Source organism: Exiguobacterium flavidum (assembly GCF_003344535.1).
In the GTDB taxonomy this organism is placed as follows: domain Bacteria; phylum Bacillota; class Bacilli; order Exiguobacteriales; family Exiguobacteriaceae; genus Exiguobacterium_A; species Exiguobacterium_A flavidum.
In genome coordinates this window covers 253,300-276,388 of the sequence record NZ_QPKS01000002.1, presented here as the reverse complement: position 1 = coordinate 276,388, position 23,089 = coordinate 253,300, and the positions used below count along the sequence as shown (strand labels likewise).

Below are 23,089 nucleotides of genomic sequence, written 5' to 3'. Positions count from 1 at the left end.
CACCCCCTACACTGAAAAAGAGGAGGGATGCCATGCAGTACACGATCAAGCAGGCGGCTTCATTCGCCGGCGTCAGCGAGCGGACACTCCGCCATTATGACGCGACCGGGATTTTGCGTCCCGAACGTTCACCGGCCGGGTATCGCCTGTACACGCCCGGCGATCTTGAACGGCTTCAGGAAATTCTGCTCTACCGGTCGCTCGATCTTTCGCTTGAAGAAATAGGCGGACTGCTTCAAAAACAGGACCGGCACACGACATTGCGGGATCAGATCGAGAAGCTCGAGGCGAAGGCCGCCCACTACGGCGAGCTCGCCGAACTCGCGCGGCGGACGATGGCGCTACTTGAAGGAGGAGAAAAGATGACAGAGAAAGACCTGTTCCGCGGTCTGAGCTACGAGGAGATGCGCGAACATGAAGAAGCATATGATGAAGAAACAAGGGAGCGTTGGGGCGAAAGCGATGCCTACCGGATAAGCAAACAACGTTCAGCGTGCCGTACGAAACACGAATGGGACGACATCAACCGGGAGCAGAGCGAAAACGAACGTATATTGACAAGGCTCTATCAGGAAGGCGCCTCGTTCGACAGCAAGGCGGTTCAGGCGGTCACGGCGGCGCAACATGAATTCATCAACCGGAACTTCTATGTCTGTTCGCTTGAGATGTTCAGCTCGCTCGGCCTGATGTATGTCGAGGATGAACGTTTCAAGGCCCACTACGAAAAATACGCAGATGGACTGGCCGACTTCTACAACCGCGCAATCCAGCACTATTGCGAAGAAAAAAAGTGAAGACATGAAAATCCCTCATCCGAGCAGATGAGGGATTTCGTTTGAGCGGATGTGATGTTGTGGTCAGACCGTGACCGGTGCGTTCGCGCTGAATACCGTCTCGCCGCCGCGGACCGTCTGGAGCAGGCGATTGTCGAGGATCGCTTCGCCCTTCAGCATGAAGAAGTCCTGTTCGAAGACGACGAAGTCCGCCTCGTAACTCGGAAGGAGCAATCCTCGACGCCCGTGGTCGCCGGTCGCGACGTGCGGATTCTTCGTGTAGAGCGAGAGCGCATCGAACATCGACAGCGTCTCGGTACTCTTCTTGAATGCCCCCGCATCCCCCGTCGTAGCGGAATACAACGCGCGTCGCACGTCAGGGGTCGAGATCGGCGCGTCGGATCCGCCGCAGAGGAGAGCCCCGGTCTCCTGAAGCGAACGGAGACGATATGCCCAATCGATCCGGTTCAGCCCGAGGCGCGAGATGGCAAAGTCCGCGTCGTCGAGCAGGAAGCCTGGTTGGACGTCGATCAAGACAGGCAGCTTCCGGATCCGTCTCAACGTCTCCGGTTTGACGACCGTCGCGTGGATGATCCGGTCACGCTTATCCTTCGGTACCGGATATTTCTCGATGACGTCGAGGAAGCGATCGATTGCAAGGTCCCCGATGACATGCGCCGCCACCGTATAACCGTAGCTTCGCGCCCGCTTGACGAGCTGTTCGAGCTGATCCGGTGCGTGGACTTCGATGCCACGTGTCGTCGCATCGTCCGAGTATCCTTGGCTGAGGAGTGCCGTCTTCCCGCCGAGCGCCCCGTCGACGAACAGCTTCATCGCCCCAACCGACATCTCGTCCGTTTCGTGCTCTCCTTTGACGAACTCATCGATGACGAGATGATGGACGAGGAGGTGCGCCCGGAACCCGGTCTCCTTCGTGACTTCACGATAGGCAGAGAGCACTTCGTCGAGCGGACCGTGATAGGAGAGGTCCTCCGTATGGCCCCCGATGATTCCGTGTGCGTGAAGGTCGGCAATCGCGCGCCGCAGCGATTCCTTATTGCGTTCGAGTGATCCCGCCTGCAATGCATAGAGCGGTTCGAGTGCTGCGTCATAGAGGAAACCGTCCGGCTCTCCTGTCGCGAGGCGCCCGATTTTACCGCCTTCGACTGCAGTGTCGGAATCAATCCCTAGTTTCTTCAATAGAACCTCATTGACGAGCGCCGTATGACGGTCGACCCGTTTGAGCAATGCAGGCTCGTCCGGGAAGAGACGATCGAGCCACTCCTTCGTCGGTGCTTCGTCCAGCTTCGTCTCATCATACCCTTCGGCGATCCGGATCCCGTTGACGGCTTTCGCCTGCTTGAAAGCGTGGCCTAGCGCTTCTAAAGTGACGAATTCAGACGCATCGACACGGCTCAGCGCCTCACCGTATCCGATCAAGTGTATGTGGGCATCTGTGAACGCCGGATAGACGGCGTGCCCGTTCAGGTTCTCGATTCGGGTGATGCGTTTCCCGAAGCGCCGCCGCAGCTTCGCTTCATCGTTCATCGCAACGATCTTCCCGCCTTCGACGAACATCGCGGAATGGATCTTGCCTTCATGCGCCATCGTTCTGATGATTCCGTTGACATAGAGTGTTCCCATCGTTTCTCCCCCTTATACGAACAGGGCGACCAATTCGGCCACCCTGTTTCTTCACTGTCAGTTATTCGAGTCCCCTGCGTACTGTTCCTTGATTCGTTCGATCGCCGCAGGATCGAATTCCTCGAGAACGCGTTCAGCGAGCAAAATCGTCCGCTTATAGTCCCCGGCAAGGAACTTCGATTCGGCGATCGTCAGTGACATATGTACCTCGTTGTCACGCTTCCGGTAACGGTTCGCGTACTGCACGAGCCGCTCCGCATATACGACGTCGAACATTACTTTATCTAACCGTTCTTCCAGAAGTCTAAACGTCCCTTCGACGTCCGCGCTTTGTGAGACGATCTGCTGGACGTTGAACGGCGTCTCCTCGAATCGCTGTTCGAGCTGGATGAGCGACGCGGATGACTCGGCGATCGACTCCGACAGGTCGTCAGGCACCTTCGGCATGCTGAGCTTCTTCAACTGATGTTTCGCGGAAGCGAGCAGACGGCGCCATGCCGTGATTTTTTGACGGACGTCGGTCTCGTCCTTGCGCAGCGTCTCGATCTCGATGATGAAACGCTCGACCTGCAACACGAGCTGTTCCTCGAGGCGGATCGCTTCACGCATCTTGTCCTGCAGCATCGTATACGGGATGAGCTGTTCGCGGATCGCGACTTCGATGTCGTTCGTATATCCTTCTAGCGATTCCGTGTCCCGTTCGATCATCTCGAAATGGTCTCCGAGTTCCGTTGAGACTTCGTAGCTCTTCAGGAGCGTCTCGACTTCCGCCGACAGCTGACGCACCTTATCGCGCATCCGGAGTGCCTTCTGTTTGAGTTCCTTATGCTCTTTCTTGACGAAGTGTCTTGCTTCCACCTCGTGTCTGAACATGTCATACATCTGATCGACGTCTGCCGCGAGCTGTTCGACATCACCCTCGAAACCTGGAAGGTCGAGCAGTTCATAACGGTTGACGAGTTCAAGGCGTCTCTCACCGAGTCGTTTGATCTCCCCGTGAAGACCGAGTGCCTCGAGCGGATAACCGTCGAGCGTCATCTCCTTATAACCAGCGCCGAGCTGATCGATCCGCTGACGAAGCTCGAGCGAGAGCATCTTCCAGTGCTTCGGCAACGTTTCTGTCATTTGACGAAGCATAGCGACGTTGTTCCCGAGCGATTCGCTCGATTGATGGGCTTCCGTCACTTCACCTGCCTGCTGGAGCGAGAGCATCTTCAGACGAAGTTCATCCGTCTCCTCTAGCTGGCTTTCAAGCGCCGGCAAGGCCGGACCGAACGAACTGCTTTGGAGCAGGAGCATCTTGCGGAGCTGTGCGACTTCCTTCTCGCCCTGCGTCTGAAGCTCGGAGAGTTCCGATTGCTTCATCTTGAAGGCGTGCATCTCTCTCAGCATTCCGCTAATCAGTCCCTCGAGATCGGCTATCAACTGCTCCGTCACGTCGAGATCACTCTTGACGGCAAAGAAACGATAGCGGTCGAGCCCTTCCTCGGTCCGGTAGAGCGTCTCGTCGATCTGCGCCACATGGACGGTCAACAGCTCCTCCCATGCCTCATGCCACGCGGTGAACTTCGTCTCTGTCTCGCCCGCCATCGGCAACTGCTTCAATTCTTGTAACTCCTGCGGGACGGAGGCACTGACTACCCCTTGTTTCCGCATGTCCAATTCGTCGATTCTACGGTAGTACGTTTTTCGACTGATCATGCTCATTAGCATGACGAGCAAGACGATGACGATCACGCCGATCACCACATACAACATTCGCTACGACCTCCAACCTTCAAGCGACTATTTTTTTCGCTATAATCTTATACTTATAATAGTATAGCGCAAGCGCTTTGCATAGATTTACCGCTATCGTTCCTGTTAATTCTTACTATTTTTTTGCATACGGGACGAGCGCAAATATTGTCACCTCCTGATTTTCCCGATAAGATGAGAAAATAATGCTATCTCTGAGGAGGAAATATGATGTTCCAAACGACGACTTATGACGGTGACCGCACGAAACAATACGATCTGCTGGCAAAGCAACTCGATGCCCTGTCTACGGGCGAGACGAACCAGACGGCGAACCTTGCGAACGCAAGCGCGCTCCTCAACCAGTTCCTCGACCGCATAAACTGGGTCGGCTTCTATTTGACGGACGGTGACGACGAACTCGTCCTCGGTCCGTTCCAAGGACTGCCTGCCTGCCTGCGTATCCCGTTCGGCCGCGGCGTTTGCGGAACTGCCGCGAAGGACCAGACGACGCAAATGATTGCGGACGTCCATCAATTCCCGGGCCACATCGCCTGCGACGCAGCATCGAACTCGGAAATCGTCGTGCCGCTCGTCAAGGACGGCAAGACGATCGGTGTGCTCGATATCGACAGCCCGGAGTTCGATCGTTTCGATGAGACAGACCGCGCGGGGCTCGAGAAATTCTGTGAAGTTCTTCTCCGTCATATTTGATTGACACACCGAATCGTTCGACGTATACTTGTAAAAGTGCAGAAATGATAACGATAGCGGTCAAATTGCTTACGTATCACATTTCATGACTCGGCTCTGCCGGAGGGGTATCGTGTAACTTTGCTATCAAGCGAGGGTACCGCACCATGAAATGGGCGTAATGCGGGTTTGATGGCGTTATTATTTTTTCGCAAATAATAACGAAACAGAAGGAGGAGTCCCATTATGGCTCGCTACACAGGTCCAGCTTGGAAACTCTCACGTCGTCTCGGTATCTCACTGAGCGAAACTGGTAAAGAAATCGCAAAACGTCCTTATGCTCCAGGTCAACACGGCAACGGCCGTCGTAAAATCTCGGAGTACGGTCTTCAGCTTCAAGCGAAGCAAACACTTCGTCACATGTACGGCGTTAACGAACGTCAATTCAACCGCATCTTCAACGACGCGGACAAAATGCCTGGTATCCACGGTGAGAACTTCATGTTCCTCCTTGAATCACGCCTTGACAACCTCGTTTACCGTATGGGTATGGCTCGTACACGCCGCGCTGCTCGTCAGCTCGTCAACCACGGCCACATCCAAGTTGATGGCGCACGCGTCGACATCCCGTCGTACCGCGTAAAACCAGGACAAACGATCTCAGTTCGCGAAAAATCGAAGAACTTTGTCGTTATCAAAGAAGCACTCGAAGTTGCACCAGCAACTAAGGACTTCGTTACTTTCGATGCTGAGAAGCTCGAAGGATCTTACGTCCGTCTTCCTGAGCGTTCTGAATTGAACGATCAGATCCAAGAACAACTCGTCGTCGAGTACTACTCACGTTAATTTGTTCTATCAGACACTCGCGCTCTTGCGCGGGTGTCTTTTTTTGTCGTTCCATGTATTCCCCTCTCCCCCCGTTTGTGTTAACCTTATTTTATATTTGGTTAACACAAACGAAAAGAGGTCTCATCCCATGAAAACGAAAGACATGACATTCATCGCCCTCGGCGCCGCTATCATCGCAGCGGTCAGCCTCTTGCCACAGTTTCAGCTGCTCGGTCCAGTACCGATCACGCTGCAAACGCTCGCCATCATGACGGTCAGCGCCGTGCTCGGCGCGAAACGCGGTTCGCTCGCTGTTTTGATCTTCCTGATGCTTGCTGCGGCCGGTCTTCCGTTGCTTGGCGGAAAAGGCGGGTTCGCGCCGTTCGTCGGTCCGACGGTCGGCTACCTGATCGCTTTCCCGATTGCAGCTTACTTCATCGGTTACGTCGCCGAACGGACAAAACGGTTCGCTCCGCTCTTCATCGGTATGATCATCTTCGGTATCGGTCTCGTCTATTTGATCGGTTCCCTCGGTTTGATGGCAGTCCTCCATCTTCCGTTCACTGACGCGCTCGCGATCAACATCCCGTTCATCATCGGCGACCTCCTGAAAGCACTTCTCGCGACAGCGATCGCCATCCGCCTCTTGCCGGTCCGCCTGTTCCGAACTGTTTGAGAGCAAACAAAAAGCAAGAAGAGATTCCGCCATGGAACTTCTTCTTGCTTTTTTGTACTTCAAGTCATGCGTGCTCGAGCACGAAGTATTTCTTCTTGCCGCGGCGGACGATCGTGAAGTTGCCGATTGCATCGTTGCGCGAGAGTTCCTTCGAAAGATCCTGTTCGCGCTCCCCGTTGATGTAGATGGCACCGTTCGTCACGTCTTCACGTGCCTGACGTTTTGACGGGCTGATCTTTGCTTCGACGAGGACGTCGACGAGGTTCGTCGCTTCACCGAGCGTAAAGCGCGGCATCCCTTTGAACGCGTCTTCGATGTCTGCTGCTTCGAGCGATTTGATGTCACCGCTGAAGAGAGCAGCCGTGATGCGTTCTGCCTGCGAGAGTCCGGCTTCACCATGAACGAGCTTCGTCATCTCTTCTGCGAGACGGCGCTGTGCGACACGTTTTTCCGGAGCAGCCGCGACTTCTTCCGCGAGGGCATTGATTTCTTCATGCGACAGGAAAGTAAAGAACTTGATGAACTTGATGACGTCGAGGTCGTCGACGTTGAACCAGAACTGGAAGAACTCGTAAGGCGTCGTCTTCTCTGCGTCGAGCCAAACCGCTCCACCAGCCGTCTTGCCGAACTTCTGACCATCTGATTTCGTCACGAGCGGCACGGTGATCCCGAAAGCCTTCTTCTCATGCCCGACGCGGCGGATCAACTCCATGCCGGCTGTGATGTTGCCCCACTGGTCGCTCCCGCCGACTTGGAGACGGCATCCTTCATTCTCGTAGAGCTTCAGGAAATCGAACGACTGAAGGAGCATGTAAGAGAACTCAGTGAACGAGATTCCGTTCTCGAGGCGTGAGTCGACCGAGTCCTTCGCAAGCATGTAGCTGATCGGGAAGTGTTTTCCGATATCACGCAGGAAGTCGATCACCGTCAAGTCACGCGTCCAGTCGAGGTTGTTCGCGATCGTGACCGGGTTCTCCCCTTCAAGCGGAAGGAAACGCGACAGCTGGTCCTTGATCCGGTTCGAGAACAGCTCGACCGTCTCCGACGTATTGAGTGAACGTTCCGTCGAGCGTCCGCTCGGGTCGCCGATCATCCCAGTCGCTCCGCCGACGAGACCGATGACATGGTGTCCGGCTTCCTGGAAACGTTTGAGGACGAGAATCGGGAGCAAGTGTCCGATGTGAAGCGAATCCGCCGTCGGGTCGAATCCGGTGTAGAGCGTCGTCCGCGTCTGAAGCAATTCCTCGATCCCCTTCTCATCTGTCATCTGGTTGATCAAGCCGCGAAATTCTAAATCTTGTAATAGGTTCATAACTGAACAGCCTCCTCTGTATTTATGGGTATTCTAAAATGAAGATAAAAAAAACCGCCCCTTCGAGAACGAAGGGACGGAAAATTCCGTGGTACCACCCTAATTGCACAATCTGTGCCACTTAGTTCGTCGATAACGGGACGGACCGCTTGATTTCTCAAGATGCTCCTGGAAGCGTAATTCGCGGATCGCTGTGTCTTGGTTCGCACCACCACCAAGTCTCTTTTACTACAGGGAGCGTCACACTACTGATTTCCGATCAAGGCATGTCGTCTATAAAACTGATTCCATCTTACGTCTTTGCCGAATCCGGTGTCAAGTACGTTTTGAAGGATTGCGGTATGGTATAATTATTCCACCTATGATTAAATGAATGTTCATGAAAAAGTTTCTATACGCAAAGGAGATCATCTATGCTCGAGAATTGGTCGAAGTTTTGGAATCATCCCCGAACGAAAACCGTTCGGAACTGGTCGAATATCACCTATGACGTTTCCTGGAACCTGATCCTGCTGCTCCTGATCGGTGTTCTGTTGATCGGTAGCTTCTCAGTCGGTGCGGCAGGCGGATACTTCGCGTCGCTCGTCAAGGATACGAAGGCTCCTGAACTGCCTGACATGAAACAACAAGTCAATAACTATGCCGTGACGAGTGAGATCTACTGGGGGAGCGGAGAAAAGCTGACGAACGTCTCGACGGACGAAGAGCGCGCACCGATCGCCCTCAGCAAAGTCTCGCCTCACCTGATCAATGCCGTTCTCTCGACAGAGGACGCGGAGTTTTATCAGCATGAAGGTGTCGTACCGAAAGCGACGCTGCGCGCCATCCTCCAGGAAGTCTCGAATTCATCTTCCCGGACCGGCGGCAGTACGCTGACGCAACAGCTGATCAAGAACCAGATTTTGACGAACGAAGTCTCGTTCGAACGAAAAGCGAAGGAAATCCTGCTTGCGCTACGCCTTGAGAACGCGATGACGAAGGACGAAATCCTGCAAGCCTACCTGAACGTCGTCTCATTCGGGCGTAACTCGCTCGGGCGGAACATCGCCGGCATCGAGGCTGCTTCACGCGGCGTCTTCAACAAACCTGCCTCGAAGCTGAACATCCCGCAGGCAGCGTTCCTTGCCGGGATTCCGAAAAACCCGTACTATTATACGCCGTTCCTGCAAGGCGGCGTCGTCAAGAAGGATCTGACTCCGAGCATCAACCGAATGCAGACTGTCCTCAAGCGGATGCATGTCGCAGGAAAGATCACAGACAAGCAATACGAATCTGCATTGAAGTACGATATCAAGAAGGACTTCTCGAAGCAGAGGGAACGGGCACGTGACAAGTATCCATATGTCGTCGATCTCGCTCAAAAGGAAGCACTCGACCTGATGACGGACTACTTCATGAAGAAGGACGGGCTTAAAAAGGACGAGATCAAGCCGACGGAACTGGCGGACATCCGTTCTAAATACGAAGAACAGGCACTTGTGGCCATGCGCCAGGGCGGATATAAAATCCACTTGACGCTCGACAAGAAAATTCACGAGGCGATGCAAAAGCCTGCCAAAGACAGCAAAAACTTCACGGCCGAGCCGAAGTATCTGACATACAAGGATCCAAAGACGAAGAAGAACGTCACGAAGGCCTATCCGGAAGAGACTGCCGCAGTCATGGTCCAGAACGAGACTGGACGGATCCTCGGGTTCGTCGGTGGCCGGTACGTCAAAGGACAGGCGGACGATTTCAACCGCGCCTTCCAGGCGAAGCGGCAAATCGGATCGACAGCCAAGCCGATTCTCGTCTATTCGAATGGGATCGAAAACGGGCTGATCACACCGGCGTCGACCATCAATGATGAGGAATATTACTATCAGAACGTTCCGGTCAAACCGGAGAAGCCGATCAAGAACGAAGGCGGCATGTACCGCGGGAACGTAACGGTCAGAACAGCACTCGAGCTCTCGCTGAACGTCCCTGCCGTCAAGATATACGAAGAGATGAACATGTCGGACTCGATCCAAAAACTCGTCGACATGGGCGTCTCCGTACCGGACGCGATCCGATACGCACCATCAGCCGCTCTCGGTACGATGGAGATCACACCGGTCGAGCTTGCGGGCGCATATGCGACACTCGCCAACTACGGTGAATACGTCAAGCCGCACGTCATCGACAAGATCACGAAGGACGGCAAGAACATCTACAAAGCAAAAGTGAAGAAGAAACGCATCTATGAAGACCGTACTGCTTATTTGACGCTCGACATGATGCGCGGCGTCTTTACGAACGGTACAGCACGGTATGCGAACGCCTTCTTGAAAGCGCCAGGCGACTGGGCAGGAAAGACGGGTACGACGAACGACCGTGTCGACTCCTATCTCGTCGCGTCGACTCCTGGCGTCACGCTCGCAGTCTGGACAGGACATGACCAGAACATCTCGCTTACTGGCGATAACTACTATCAACGGACGCAGACACTCTGGTCTCAGATGGCCAATCTGACGTATCAGGCGAATGATGCCTATTTCAAATCCGGTGCTCGTTTCGTCCGGCCGTCCTCGGTCAAGGAAGACGACTTCAAGAACTCCGGCTCATTCAAGGAAGAGCCGAAAAAGAAACCGAAGGAAGAGAAGGTCGAGCAGAAACCGGCGCCTGAAGAGAAGAAGCCAGAGACGACGGATGAGAAGAAACCGGAAGAAAAACCGGATCCTCCTGCCGAAGAAAAGAAAGATCCACCAGCTGAGAAACCGGAAGAAGAGAAACCTGAAGAGAAACCAGAAGAAAAACCAAGTGAAGAAAAGCCGAAGGAGGAGAAGCCTGAACCTCCTGCAACTGATGACAAGAAAAAGGACGAGACCGAATAATCCACTCGGTTCTCTCCCCGTCCGATCATCGAACACGAAATACCCCCTCGCCTGCAACAGGAGCGAGGGGGTATTTGTATATTTGACGCTATTTCAAAGAAAGGGATCAGTCCTCCATCGTCGAGAGGTCGCCCGTCTCGAGATTGAGTTCCCATGCCTTCAGGACACGGCGCATGATCTTACCGCTTCGCGTCTTCGGCAGCTTGTCGCGGAAGTCGATCTCTCGCGGAGCAGCGTGTGCGGCGAGACCTTCCTTGACGAATTGCTGGATTTCCTTCTTCAACTCGTCCGTCGCTTCATATCCTGCACGGAGTGAGATGAAGGCCTTGATGATTTCACCGCGGACCGGATCAGGTTTCCCGATGACCCCAGCTTCGGCGACGGCCGGATGCTCGACGAGGCGACTTTCGACCTCGAACGGACCGACCCGTTCTCCGGCTGTCATGATGACGTCGTCGACGCGACCCTGGAACCAGAAGTACCCTTCATCATCCATATATGCCGAATCACCCGATACATACCACTCGTCCCAGAAGTACGATTCGTATTTCTGTTGGTTGTTCCAGATGCCGCGCATCATGGATGGCCATGGCGTCTTGAGCGCAAGGTTCCCCATCCGGAAAGGTGGCAGCTCCTTGCCTTGATCATCGATGATTGCCGCCTTGACGCCCGGGATCGGTTTCCCCATCGATCCAGGTTTGATGTCCATCGACTTGTAGTTGCAAATCATCATCGCGCCGGTCTCCGTCATCCACCATGTATCGTGAATCCGCTGGTTGAATGATTCCTGGCCCCAACGGATGACCTCCGGGTTGAGCGGCTCTCCGACGGACAAGACATGGCGAAGCGAGGACAAATCATATTTGTCTGCCACCTCAGCACCTGCGCCCATCAACATCCGGAACGCAGTTGGTGCGCTGTACCAGACCGTCACGCCATACTTCGCGATGACGCTGTACCAGAAATCAGGGTTGAAGCGCCCGCCGACGACGATGTTCGTCGCGCCGTTCAAGAACGGAGCGAAGATGCCGTAGCTCGTCCCCGTGACCCAGCCCGGATCCGCGGTGCACCAGTAGATGTCATCCGGTTGCAGATCGAGTACCCAGCGTCCGGTCATCAAATGCTGGATCATCGCGTTCTGCACATGGAGGACGCCCTTCGGCTTTCCAGTCGAGCCGGAAGTATAGTGCAGGATCAAACCATCCTCACGATCGAGCCAGACCGGTTCGAACTCCTCGCTCGCCATCTCGAATTCTTTGCGGAAGTCACGGACCTTTCCTTCCTCCTCGACATTTTCATCGACGAGGAAAATCGTCTCGAGCGAACCGAGCTCCTCGACCGGGACACGCGGCAGGAGCGCCTTCGTCGTCACGAGCATTTTCGCTTCCGAGTCGAGCAGGCGATCGCGCACCGCCTGTTCCATGAAGGCTTCGAAGAGCGGACCTACGATCGCTCCCGCCTTCAGTGCGCCGAGTAGCGCGAAATAGAGCTCAGGTGATCTCGGCATGAAGATGAAGACGCGATCGCCAGGCGTGACCCCTGCCCCGACGAGAACGTTCGCCGCCTTGTTCGTCAAGCGCTTCATTTCTGCGTAAGTAAATGTCTGTTCCGTCGTGCCGTCATAATAGATCAACGCCGTCTTATCCGCAAGTTCCCCTTCTGCGTGACGGTCGATTGCTTCGTATGCCATGTTGACCTTCCCCGTGGTCGCCCATGAAAAATACTGTTCTGCTTCTTTCCAGTCATATGAATCGACTGATGCATCATACTCCGCGAGCCAATGCTCCCCCGGAAGCGCTTTCAAAACTTTCATGTCAAGTCCTCCCCTTCGTTGTAATCCCCTTTATTATAAGCTAGTTGGAAGTCAATTCAATGAATTTTCCGACAGTTTGTCAAAAAATCCCTCTCTTCTCCCGGAATCAATCGTCTATAATGAAGCTGAAGGTGGTGACGCTTACATGTTTGAGAAACAGTTCAATCATCGAACCCATGAAACGTCGCTCGGTCCGGTCGAAATCGAAGGACCTGTCCCGAGCGAGACCCTCGCGTCCTATCGCCTTGATTCCGGTCTGACCGCATTTCGGGAACCGCTCGAGCAACATCAGGCGCTCGTCGAGATAGCTGCTCTTCCGGAAGGACGCATCATCGTCGCTCGTCAAGGAGAGGATGTCATCGGTTACGTGACGTATCTCTATCCTGACCCATACGAGACGTGGAGCGAAGGGAACAATCCTTACATCCTCGAACTTGGGGCGATCGAGGTGTCGTCGCGATTCCGCGGTCAACAAATCGGAAAGAAGCTTCTCGAAGTATCGATGCTCGACCCTGCGATGGAAAATTACTTGATCCTGACGACGGAATACTACTGGCACTGGGATTTGAAAGGAAGCGGTCTTTCCATCTGGGATTACCGGAAAGTGATGGAGAAGATGATGAATCACGGCGGACTCGTCTTTTTCCCGACCGATGATCCGGAGATCGCTTCCCATCCGGCCAACTGCCTGATGGCCCGCATCGGCAAAAACGTCTCGCAAGACGTCGTCGAGCACTTCAACTCGCTCCGCCTGAGACGGCGCTTCATGTACGATTGAGGAGGATGGACTATATGCTTATCGAACAAATCATGAACACGCACTGCGTGACGGTCCAGCCGACGAACTCGATCGCCCACGCGGAAGAACTGATGAAGAAGCACAATATTCGCCATCTCATCGTCACGAACGCGAAGCGGGAGGTCGTCGGTCTCGTCGGATTGAAGGAACTTCAAAGCGCATTCAGTGTCTTCCACCCTGAGAGGATAGAATATGACAGGCAAAACGCGGTATCGAGCATCATGATCGTAAATCCGGTCACGGCCCATCCGCTCGACTTCCTCGAGGATGCAGCCGTACTCTTTTACGAACAGCGCCTGACCTGCCTGCCGATCGTCCGCGGACGCCGCCTCGTCGGCGTCCTGACCGAGACGGATTTGCTGCGGACGTTCGTTCAGCTGACCGGCGCGCTCGAGCCGAGTTCCCAAATCGAGGTACGGGTTGAGAACACGGCCGGCACGCTCGCAAAAATCGCGACCTTGCTCGCGAAGACGAACGTCAACATCCTGAACGTACTCGTCTATCCGACGGACGACCCGTACGTGCGCATCGTCGCCTTCCGGGTCCAGACGATGAATCCGATCCGCATCATCGAGAAGTTGAAGAAGGAAGGCTTTGACGTCCTTGGCCCGGAGTTCGGCCGATGAAAGATTTCGCCTATATCTACAGCGAGGAGGAGACGGCCTACCGGTTTTCCGATACGCATCCCTTCAATCCGGTCCGCCTCGAGCTGACCCACTCGCTTCTCGAGGCAGCAGGCGCGCTCGAAGGAATCGATTGCATCCCGCCAAGACACGCGACGGACGATGAGCTGCTCCGAGTCCATGATGCCGACTACATAGAGGCGGTGAAGCAAGCCGGAACCGGTAAACTCTCACCTCTCAAAGCCCAGATGTACGGACTCGGAACCGAGGACACCCCGATGTTTGCCGGCATGCACGAAGGGGCCTCCCTGCTCGTCGGCGGTACGATCGAGGCTTGCGAACTTGTCATGAACGGTACTTACAGGCGTACGTTCCACATCGGTGGAGGGCTCCATCACGGCTTTCGCGGGCGTGCTTCCGGTTTCTGCGTTTACAACGATACCGCCGTCGCAATCGCTGCGATGATCGAAAAATATGATTGCCGGGTCCTTTACGTCGATACGGACGCCCACCACGGCGACGGTGTCCAGTGGCTGTTCTACAATCAATCGAACGTCATGACGCTCTCACTTCACGAGACGGGCCGTTATCTCTTTCCCGGTACAGGGATGGTGACCGAACGAGGCAACGAACAGGGATACGGATTCAGCTGGAACGTGCCGCTCGACGCCTTCACGGAGGACGACTCCTTCCTTCATGCATACCGGACAGCATTGTTCGAGGCATGCGAGATGTTCAGTCCAGACCTGATCATCACCCAGAACGGGGCGGACGCACATGCTCTCGATCCGCTCACACACCTCTCGCTTTCAATGAAGAGCTATGAGCAGATCCCACAAATCGCAGTCGAAGCTGCGAACCGTTATACGGAAGGGCGACTCGTCGCGCTCGGGGGCGGCGGCTATGATTGGTATCGTGTCGTCCCCCGCGCTTGGAGCCAAGTGTTTGCGGCACTCGCCGGTCGTCCTCCATTTTCCGGAAATCTGCCGCCATCGTGGGTCGAGCGCTGGCGCAAGGAGAGTGCGACCGTACCGGACAGCTGGTCGGACGAATTGCCTCTATATGAACCGATTCCCCGGCGTCAGGAAATCGAGGAGAAGAACTGGGAGACGGTGAAACGTCTGTTATGGCCGTTCATCGATGATGAGAAGAAAGAACGTTATAGCACGGAACCCCCTTCCCTGTGAAAGTCCCCTGACTGTTCACAAATACTTCGCGAGCATTTCACAACTTGTTGATATACTTAACAAGCTGTACCATTCCGGTATCCTTGGGGGAAGAATTTATGAAAAAAAGAAACATGATCACTTTGGCAGGTGTTTTTGTGGCCGGACTCGTGCTTTCAGGCTGCAATGACACGAAACATGCTGAACACCAGACGAATGCTGCTTCTTCGCAAGTCGAGGTCGATGTCAAAATCGCAGCGAAGACGGATTCAGGCGAGGCAGTCCGCTTCCTCGCAGTCTCGAAAGTAGACGGAAAGACTGCAGACTCACTCGAGGACGTGACGTTCGAAATCTGGCCTGCCGGCAAGAAGGATTCGAAGCACGAGAAGATCAAGGCCGAGATGACGAAGACCGGCAACTATGAGGCTAATCAGAAGTTCGACGTCGGTGATTATGAAGGCCTCTATCACATCAATGATAAGAACGGCATCCATCACATGGACAAGCTCGACTTCACGGTAATGGATCATTCCCATGAAGAAGCGAACGAGGAAGAGGGACACTCCGCCGGTCACTCCCATTCGTCGGGCTTGTCAATCCACTATGCTGGAGCTGACAAGGCGAACGTCGGCGAGGAACTCCCCGTCGCCTATCACATCTTCAAGGACCAAAAAGTCTTGAAGGCGAATGTCCAAGTCGAGATGATCGAAGAAGGCGTCGAGAAACATACGTATATCCCGCTCAAACTCGTCGCCGATCAGTATGAAGGGACTTTGCCGCTGATTGCTGCCGGCAAGACGACGCTCAGACTTCACGTCGAAAACGCCGAGCTTCACCATCATGAGGATCAAATCATCGAAGTCAGCTCGAACTAAAACGCAACAAAAGAGGAAGGCAGTGTCCCTACATCGGGATACTGCCTTCCTCTTTCATTCAAAATACTTCGCTCAACGTGTCGAGTCGCGCTTCTCGATCCGGTGCGGCAACGTGACATCGTTCGTCTCGATTTCTTCCTTGTTGAGGATTTTCGTAAGCAAGCGCATCGATACGGCACCGATATCGTACATCGGTTGGACGACCGTCGTCAGCTTCGGACGGATCATCGTCGCGAGGCGCGTGTTGTCGTGTCCGATGACTTCGAACTCTTCCGGAACTTTCCGCCCAGCGTCCTGCAATGCGTGGATGACACCGAGAGCCATCTCATCCGTTCCCGCGAAGATGGCACGGGGACAATCATCACCAAGTTCGAGCAGCTGATTCATCGCTTTCATTCCGGAGTCGTAGGTATAGTTTCCAAGCACGACGTTCTGCTCATCGAAAGGAAGACCCGCCTCTTCGAGAGCGCTCCGGTATCCGGCGAACTTCTTCTCGCCGTTGATTTGCTGTTCAAGTGGTCCAGTGATGAATCCGATCCGCTTATGCCCGTGCTCGATCAGCATCGTGACGGCATCATGCGCTGCGCTCTCATAATCAATGTTGACGGCAGGAAGTTCATATTCCTGATTGAGCGTCGCAGCAAGGACGATCGGGACCGGCGACGTTTTGAACTCGCGTACGAGATCTTCATGCAAACGCCCGCCCATGAAGATGATTCCATCGACCTGTTTACCGAGCAAAGTGTTGAGCAAGTGAATCTCCTTCTCCGGATTTTGGTCGGAGTTACAGAGAATGATATTGTATTTGTACATCGTCGCGACGTCCTCGATGCCTCGTGCGAGATCTGCAAAGAAGATGTTCGAGATGTCCGGCACGATGACACCGACCGTCGTCGTCTTTTTGCTCGCAAGTCCGCGTGCGACCGCGTTCGGACGATAGCCGAGCTGGTCGATCGCGTCCTGTACCTTCTTACGCGTAGACGGTTTTACGTTCGGGTTTCCATTGACGACGCGGGATACCGTCGCCATCGAGACGCCCGCTTCCCGCGCTACGTCGTAAATCGTAATATTGCTGTTCAAAGCAATTCCTCCTTAGTTGAGACTGTCATCTCATTTTCAACATTTATTTTCATTTTTCTGCAAGACGAAAGGAAGATTGGAAAGGATATGTTCCTTTTCCCACTCTTCCTTCATTGTAAAACGTTTTCATTGGCTTAAGCACAGCCTTTCATGAAAATCATTGAACATTTCGTGCCGGAAACGTGTGACGGAGATCGAAGACGAACTGATCGAACTCCTCGAAGTCGAGTTGCTGGTTCGCATCCGACAAGGCAAGTGCCGGGAACGGGTGAACTTCTACCATGACGGCATCTGCACCGATTGCATAGGCCGCTTTCGCTGCCGGGAGCAACAGATCCTTGCGCCCTGTCGAATGGGTCACATCGACGATGACGGGCAGGTGTGTCTCTTGCTTCAATATTGGCACTGCTGATATGTCGAGGGTATTGCGGGTCGCGCGCTCGTATGTCCGAATACCACGCTCGCAAAGAATGACCTGATCATTTCCGCTGGCCATGATGTACTCGGCAGCGTAGATGAACTCTTCAAGCGTCGCCGCGAGACCGCGTTTCAACAAGACCGGCTTATCTGTCCGGCCGACCTCCTTCAACAAGTCGAAGTTCTGCATGTTGCGTGCTCCGACTTGGATGATGTCGACATACGGAAGCGCCGACTCCACTGCGCTCGGCGTCATGATTTCAGTGATGACCTTAAGTCCGTGTGCATCAGCCGCCTTCTTGAGCAACTTGAGCCCTTCTAGGCCGAGCCCCTGGAAATCATACGGTGATGTACGAGGTTTATAAGCACCGCCCCGCATGAAGCGGATGCCATGTTTCTTCAACTGCGCTGCGACCGCGAATACCTGTTCTTCGCTCTCGACGGCACACGGTCCGGCAATCAGCTGCTGCGTTCCGTCGCCAATCAAATCAGAACCGACTTCGACTACCGTGTTCGTCGGCTTCTGCTTGCGCGAGACGAGCAACTTACGTGTCCGGTCCTCGCCCTGCAATTCGAGCGACGCCTTGAATATCTCCTTGAAGAGGTGCTGGAGTCGTTTCGTCTCGAACGGACCCTCGTTATTCGCTGCGATCGACTCGAGCATCTGTCGTTCCCGAATCGGATCATAGCGATCAAGTCCCTGCGCCCGTTTGACTTCACCGATTTCTACAGCCAAGCGGCCTCGCTTATTGATCAAATCAAGTAAGTCTGCGTTCACTTGATCGAGTTCTTCTCGTAATCTTTTCAATTCAGCTTGTTGGTCCATCGTTTCGTCCACCTCATTCATCTTACGAATACTACCACTAATAGCACCTAATTATAACGGAACGCCCTAAAATTGTATAGAAAGAAAGCGTGACGTTTCCATGAACGCCACGCTTTCAGGTCGAAGCTATACTCTTATTGTTTCGGTTTTTTCTCGCCTTGCTTCTCGTCAGCGGGTTTGCTGAGGTCAGCTTGCGGATCGTTCGACTTTTCTGCGTCTTCTGCACCGTTCTTTTCAAGACCGTTTTTGAAGTCTGAGAGTTCAGCAACCGTCTCAGAGTCGACACGCGCAGCGACTGAAGAGCCATTGACGTCGTCTCCGATCTCTTTTTCGATTTCCTGGACGAGTTTCTCTGCGTCTGCAAGAGCAGCGTCGATGCTCGCTTGATCCTTCTCGTAGCCTGCGTATTTTGCTGCTTCCTGGACCGAAGGGTTCTTTTTCGCCTTTTCGATCATCGGAGCCGCCTTATCCTTCGCGATTTGAATCCACTCACCGACGAGCGGTTCTGCTTTCTCGCGAACGACTTGCGTCTGCTCTGTCAGACGCTGGCGCGTCGGAGCAGTACGCTCGTCGAGGAGCGTCCGCACCTCGCGTCCTGATTTCGGGCTCGATAGCAATGCTGCCGCAGCACCGATCAGGCTGCCGAGGATGATTCCTGTCATGAATCCTCCATTGCCTTTAGATGTGTCAGTTCCTGTATGCGTACCTGTAACAGGTGCTTGGTATGGTTGTTTTTTCGTCATGATCAACGATCTCCCTTCAGATTATCTGGAATACTTGCTACATCCGGTACAGAGACGACTTCCGGTGTGACCGGCGTCTCATCCTTCTTGCGGAAACGGCGGCGCGGCTTCTTTTCAACGACCGTCGTAGCGGTCGTTGGTTGTGCACCAGTCGAAGCAGGCGCAGGAGAGTTCTTCTTGAACAATTCCACTGCGACTGATCCCCATCTCACAGCCTGAGCGATTTGTTCCTTGTTCGTATCAGCCGCTCCAGCGACCGTATCCGATACGTTTCGGACCGAATCAGTCACCTTATTGAGAGATGTTCCGAGCTCTTCGATCGAGTTCGCTACAGGAGCGAGCAATTCCGATTTCTCTTCGATCGTATCGACGAGACGATTGGTCTTATGTAAAAGAGCCGTCGTCTCCATCATGATGCCGTCGAGTTGACGCTCGAGCCCGGCAGTCGTATCCGCTACGTTGTTAAGTGTCTTCGCTGCGCCAGACAGTACGCGGGCGAGGAAGATGACGAGTACTACGAATGCGATTGCAGCAATCAGACCGGCGATTCCGCCTAAAGTGATTTCCATGTTGTGTGCCTCCATTTTCTTGTCTTTGTCGTGTACTACTTGCAGTTCGACACGGGACGTTTCTTTCCTTCTATTCCAAAATTATTATTTCCGTTACAATAGAGGATGAAACCTACATATTTGGGAGGAATACATATGCGTGATCCACGTCTAACGGAATTAGCGAACAATCTCATCAACTATTCAGTAGATCTACAACCAGGAGAAAACGTGCTGATCGAGAACTTCGGCATCCAGCGTGAGCTCGTCGAAGCCCTCGTCGAGGCAGCATATGCTGCCGGCGGTTTCCCGTTCGTCCTCCTCAAGGACAACCGGGTGCTTCGGAAGCTGTACAGTGGTGCAAGCGAAGAACAACTTGCGCTGATGGCCGACATTGAACGGAAACAGATGCAAGCGATGGACGCCTATATTGGTCTTCGCTCCGGTGATAACATCAATGAACTGTCTGACGTCCCTGCCGACAAGATGAAGCTCTACGGTCAGACGCTCGGCAAGATGCATACGGAAGACCGCGTCAAAGGAACGAAATGGGTCGTCCTTCGTTATCCATCACCTTCGATGGCTCAACTTGCGAACAAGTCGACGGAAGCGTTCGAAGATTTCTACTTCGACGTCTGTACGCTCGATTACAAAAAGATGGGCGAAGCGATGGAGCCGCTCGTCGAATTGATGAACCGGACGGACAAGGTCCGCCTCGTCGGAGAAGGCACGGATTTGTCGTTCTCGATCAAGGACATCCCGGCCATCAAATGTGCAGGCAGCGCCAACATCCCGGACGGCGAAGTCTTCACGGCGCCTGTCCGTGACTCGATCAACGGTGTCATCTCGTACAACACGCCATCACCTTATCAAGGATTCACGTTCGAGAACGTCGTGCTGACATTCGAGAACGGAAAGATCGTCGACGCTAAGGCGAACGACACGGAGCGCATCAACGACGTGTTCAACACGGACGAAGGTGCCCGTTATGTCGGTGAATTCGCGATCGGCGTCAACCCGTACATCCAACATCCGATGAAAGACATCCTGTTCGATGAGAAAATCGATGGAAGTTTCCATTTCACGCCTGGTCAAGCCTATGCTGAAGCTTTCAATGGCAACAACTCATCGATTCACTGGGATCTCGTCTCGATCCAGCGTCCGGATTACGGCGGCGGCGAAATCTGGTTCGACGACGTCCTCATCCGAAAAGACGGGCGGTTCGTCTTGCCTGAACTCGAAGTCCTCAATCCTGAAAACTTGAAATAATGATGAAAGTGCCGCAGCTTGCGGCACTTTTTTATTTCTCAAGCGTCGCGCGGAGCATCCAGATCTGCTTCTCGATTTCCTTCGCCTGGGCGAGCAGATCGTCCTCGACCGTCATGTCGTGAGTCTCGAGATGTTCGATCGCATCGAGCATCTCTTTGCGAATCTGCGAGAAGTCGCTGATGACCGATTCCACCATCTCGTCTGCCGACAGACCGCGTTTCGCTTCCTCGATCGTCGCATGCTCGAGGTATTCCTTGAGCGTCGCGTATGGCTCGCCATGGTTCATGAGAAGGCGTTCCGCTACGACATCGTACTGTTCGGACACCCAAGTGTACAGCTCCTCAAGCTTCACGTGAAGTGTCAAGAATTCCGGACCGTTGATGTACCAATGGTAATTGTGCAATTTGACGAACAGGACCCCATAGTTCGCCACCTGCTGGTTCAAAGCTTTCTTCGCCTGCGTACTGATCATGTTCATTTCTCCCCTCGTCGAATTATCTGTGCTGCTTTATTTTTATCCTTAAATAACAAAAGTTAAACCTAAAAAAAACGCCCAATACGAGATTGGGCGTTGTGAGGTCATGCTTTTGAAAGTTGTTCATACTGACGCTGATACGTCTGGATGTCTCCAGCTCCCATGAACAGAAGGACTGCTCCTTCATGTTTGCTCAGTATGTCGACGCCTTCACGTGACAGGATTTCAGCTCCCGGAATCTTCTCTTGAAGATCTTCAATCCGGACGCTTCCTTCCTGTTCACGGGCAGATCCGAAAATTTCACATAGATAAGTCGCATCCGCTTCCCGAAGCGATGCTGCGAAATCATCCATGAACGACTTCAGGCGCGTGTAGGTATGTGGTTGGAAAATCGCTACTACCTCACGTCCAGGATATTTCTTGCGGGCCGATTCAATCGTCGCGCTGATTTCCTTCGGATGGTGGGCATAGTCATCGATGAGCGTCTGCGATCCGAGCGTCGATTCGCTGAACCGGCGTTTTACTCCTCCGAAAGAAGCAAGGCGTGAAGCCACCTCTTCTTTGTCGAGCCCCTCATATTGACAGATTGCGATGACCGCAAGCGCGTTCAAGACGTGATGCTTTCCGTAACCTGGAATCTGGAAGTTTCCATAGAAATCGTCACGAAGATACACATCGAAAGTCGTACCATTCGTTGTAGATTCCACATTCTCCGAACGGAAGTCGTTGTCTTGACCGAATCCATAATAAAGAACAGGGACGTTCGCTTGGATGTTCTGCAAGTTTTCGTCATCTCCACAAGCGACGATGGCCCGTTTAACTTGCATCGCCATTTCTTGGAATGCCGATATGACGTCCTCAAGACCAGTGAAGTAATCCGAGTGATCGAAATCGATGTTCGTCATGATCGCGTAATCCGGGCGATAGTGAAGGAAGTGGCGCTTGTATTCGCACGCTTCGAAAACGAACGCTTTCGCATCCTCTGCACCGGCACCTGTACCATCGCCGATCAAGTAAGCAGTCGGTAAAATGCCTTGGAAGACATGGGACAGCAGCCCAGTCGTAGACGTCTTACCATGCGATCCCGTGATTGCGACAGAACGGTACTCATCAGCAAGATGACCGAGAAAATCATAATAACGGTAAATCGTCAGGCCGAGTTCACGGGCGCGGATGATCTCAGGATGATCGTCGCCGAAGGCGTTCCCCTGAATGATGACCTGATCCGATTGGATATTGTCAGGATTGAACGGGAAGAACGGAATGCCCTTCGCGCGTAATGCGTCTTCAGTAAAGAATGATTTTTCGTAATCAGAACCTTGTACCTCATGGTTCATCTCATGTAACACTTGGGCAAGCGCACTCATTCCAGTGCCTTTGATCCCGACGAAATGATATTTTGTCATTTAAGAGCCCTCCAATTCACGTTCCGGTTCGTGTCATCGGGCTTGGACACAAAACCTGTATCATTATAACAAACCGGCTTATTTTTTACCATGTAAATTATTTTGTTCACGTCGCGTCCGGTACATCGCCATCAAGTCTTTTGTAGTCATGATGACGTTGACAGGCGGTCCCGTAGGTTTTTTGATAGCTGGGGCAAGGACGACTTTCTCGATTGCTTCGTCCCGTGCCACGATACCCTCATCTGACGAGCCCTCGTCCGACGTGGATACTTCTCCAATCTCTTCCATTTCCTTCAGTATCAGATGCTCGTTTTCTGTCGTCTCGAGCGTTGGAGGATCAGAAACGATATCGTCCTTCATCTCGATCGGTGCCGGTGCTTCGACTTCAGGAAGGTCGAGGTCCGTCTCCGGCGCTTCTTCCTCTCCCGTCTCAAGGCCGTACTGTCCATACTCCGGCGCGTCAGGGATGAGCTGGTCGAGATCCGTCTCAGGGACGTATCCTTCCTCGACCTCGTCCGTCACTTCGATCGG

The 23,089-nt window shown here is 53.6% G+C and carries 20 protein-coding genes, 1 pseudogene and 1 other annotated feature; of the genes and pseudogenes, 10 read left to right on the top strand and 11 right to left on the bottom strand.

The window, feature by feature from the left end; translation table 11 throughout:
• Nucleotides 1-32: 32 nt before the first annotated feature.
• Entirely contained in the window at nt 33-794 is a 762-nt protein-coding gene (locus DFG60_RS03155) for a MerR family transcriptional regulator (RefSeq protein WP_114570281.1), read from the top strand.
• Between the two features lie 63 nt (nt 795-857).
• Here DFG60_RS03155 and DFG60_RS03150 read toward each other — a convergent pair whose 3' ends face one another.
• Both DFG60_RS03150 and DFG60_RS03145 read right to left on the bottom strand, forming a co-directional pair.
• Nucleotides 858-2,417: an amidohydrolase gene (locus tag DFG60_RS03150; RefSeq protein WP_114570280.1), complete on the bottom strand. Its 1,560-nt coding sequence runs from the start codon at nt 2,415-2,417 to the stop codon at nt 858-860.
• Between the two features lie 57 nt (nt 2,418-2,474).
• A complete protein-coding gene (locus tag DFG60_RS03145; RefSeq protein ID WP_114570279.1) occupies nt 2,475-4,175 on the bottom strand; it encodes a septation ring formation regulator EzrA in 1,701 nt (566 codons plus the stop codon).
• Nucleotides 4,176-4,385: 210 nt separating this feature from the next.
• Here DFG60_RS03145 and DFG60_RS03140 point away from each other — a divergent pair, with 210 nt between their 5' ends.
• From DFG60_RS03140 to DFG60_RS03130, 3 genes are all read left to right on the top strand, one after another.
• Nucleotides 4,386-4,868: a GAF domain-containing protein gene (locus tag DFG60_RS03140; protein ID WP_114570278.1), complete on the top strand. Its 483-nt coding sequence runs from the start codon at nt 4,386-4,388 to the stop codon at nt 4,866-4,868.
• A gap of 225 nt (nt 4,869-5,093) precedes the next feature.
• Entirely contained in the window at nt 5,094-5,693 is a 600-nt protein-coding gene (rpsD, locus tag DFG60_RS03135; RefSeq protein WP_114570277.1) for a 30S ribosomal protein S4, read from the top strand.
• A 130-nt stretch (nt 5,694-5,823) separates the two neighbouring features.
• Entirely contained in the window at nt 5,824-6,351 is a 528-nt protein-coding gene (locus DFG60_RS03130) for a biotin transporter BioY (RefSeq protein ID WP_114570276.1), read from the top strand.
• 64 nt (nt 6,352-6,415) lie between these two features.
• Here DFG60_RS03130 and tyrS read toward each other — a convergent pair whose 3' ends face one another.
• Nucleotides 6,416-7,663: a tyrosine--tRNA ligase gene (tyrS, locus tag DFG60_RS03125; protein ID WP_114570275.1), complete on the bottom strand. Its 1,248-nt coding sequence runs from the start codon at nt 7,661-7,663 to the stop codon at nt 6,416-6,418.
• A gap of 69 nt (nt 7,664-7,732) precedes the next feature.
• Nucleotides 7,733-7,935: a binding site (T-box leader), on the bottom strand.
• A gap of 141 nt (nt 7,936-8,076) precedes the next feature.
• Here tyrS and DFG60_RS03120 point away from each other — a divergent pair.
• On the top strand, nt 8,077-10,518 hold the full coding sequence (locus tag DFG60_RS03120) for a transglycosylase domain-containing protein (RefSeq protein WP_114570274.1): 2,442 nt from the start codon (nt 8,077-8,079) through the stop codon (nt 10,516-10,518).
• A 106-nt stretch (nt 10,519-10,624) separates the two neighbouring features.
• On the opposite strand, the gene acsA is transcribed toward DFG60_RS03120, so the two are convergent.
• Entirely contained in the window at nt 10,625-12,331 is a 1,707-nt protein-coding gene (gene acsA, locus DFG60_RS03115) for an acetate--CoA ligase (protein WP_114570273.1), read from the bottom strand.
• 145 nt (nt 12,332-12,476) lie between these two features.
• Between acsA and DFG60_RS03110 the strand changes: the two genes are divergently transcribed.
• The 4 genes from DFG60_RS03110 to DFG60_RS03095 all read left to right on the top strand — a co-directional run bounded on the left by DFG60_RS03110 (nt 12,477) and on the right by DFG60_RS03095 (nt 15,794).
• Entirely contained in the window at nt 12,477-13,109 is a 633-nt protein-coding gene (locus DFG60_RS03110; protein WP_114570272.1) for a GNAT family N-acetyltransferase, read from the top strand.
• 14 nt (nt 13,110-13,123) lie between these two features.
• Nucleotides 13,124-13,756: an acetoin utilization AcuB family protein gene (locus DFG60_RS03105; protein ID WP_114570271.1), complete on the top strand. Its 633-nt coding sequence runs from the start codon at nt 13,124-13,126 to the stop codon at nt 13,754-13,756.
• Nucleotides 13,753-14,940: an acetoin utilization protein AcuC gene (locus tag DFG60_RS03100; protein WP_114570270.1), complete on the top strand. Its 1,188-nt coding sequence runs from the start codon at nt 13,753-13,755 to the stop codon at nt 14,938-14,940. Before DFG60_RS03105 ends, DFG60_RS03100 begins: the two co-directional genes overlap by 4 nt.
• 98 nt (nt 14,941-15,038) lie before the next feature.
• The gene (locus DFG60_RS03095; RefSeq protein WP_114570269.1) at nt 15,039-15,794 is read left to right on the top strand and encodes a hypothetical protein; all 756 of its coding nucleotides are present in this window, start codon (nt 15,039-15,041) and stop codon (nt 15,792-15,794) included.
• A 72-nt stretch (nt 15,795-15,866) separates the two neighbouring features.
• Here DFG60_RS03095 and ccpA read toward each other — a convergent pair whose 3' ends face one another.
• From ccpA to DFG60_RS03075, 4 genes are all read right to left on the bottom strand, one after another.
• A complete protein-coding gene (ccpA, locus tag DFG60_RS03090) occupies nt 15,867-16,874 on the bottom strand; it encodes a catabolite control protein A (protein ID WP_114570268.1) in 1,008 nt (335 codons plus the stop codon).
• A gap of 157 nt (nt 16,875-17,031) precedes the next feature.
• Complete coding sequence (locus DFG60_RS03085; RefSeq protein WP_114570267.1) at nt 17,032-18,117, bottom strand: bifunctional 3-deoxy-7-phosphoheptulonate synthase/chorismate mutase; 1,086 nt, start codon at nt 18,115-18,117, stop codon at nt 17,032-17,034.
• Nucleotides 18,118-18,251: 134 nt separating this feature from the next.
• A complete protein-coding gene (locus DFG60_RS03080) occupies nt 18,252-18,860 on the bottom strand; it encodes a YtxH domain-containing protein (RefSeq protein WP_114570266.1) in 609 nt (202 codons plus the stop codon).
• Between the two features lie 2 nt (nt 18,861-18,862).
• On the bottom strand, nt 18,863-19,429 hold the full coding sequence (locus tag DFG60_RS03075) for a DUF948 domain-containing protein (protein ID WP_114570265.1): 567 nt from the start codon (nt 19,427-19,429) through the stop codon (nt 18,863-18,865).
• A 135-nt stretch (nt 19,430-19,564) separates the two neighbouring features.
• Between DFG60_RS03075 and DFG60_RS03070 the strand changes: the two genes are divergently transcribed.
• Nucleotides 19,565-20,677: an aminopeptidase gene (locus DFG60_RS03070; protein ID WP_114570264.1), complete on the top strand. Its 1,113-nt coding sequence runs from the start codon at nt 19,565-19,567 to the stop codon at nt 20,675-20,677.
• 31 nt (nt 20,678-20,708) lie between these two features.
• On the opposite strand, the gene DFG60_RS03065 is transcribed toward DFG60_RS03070, so the two are convergent.
• From DFG60_RS03065 to DFG60_RS03055, 3 genes and pseudogenes are all read right to left on the bottom strand, one after another.
• Complete coding sequence (locus tag DFG60_RS03065) at nt 20,709-21,155, bottom strand: Dps family protein (protein WP_232818600.1); 447 nt, start codon at nt 21,153-21,155, stop codon at nt 20,709-20,711.
• 101 nt (nt 21,156-21,256) lie between these two features.
• Entirely contained in the window at nt 21,257-22,558 is a 1,302-nt protein-coding gene (gene murC / locus DFG60_RS03060; RefSeq protein WP_114570263.1) for a UDP-N-acetylmuramate--L-alanine ligase, read from the bottom strand.
• Nucleotides 22,559-22,636: 78 nt separating this feature from the next.
• A pseudogene (locus DFG60_RS03055) lies at nt 22,637-23,089 on the bottom strand (hypothetical protein); the annotation flags it as partial.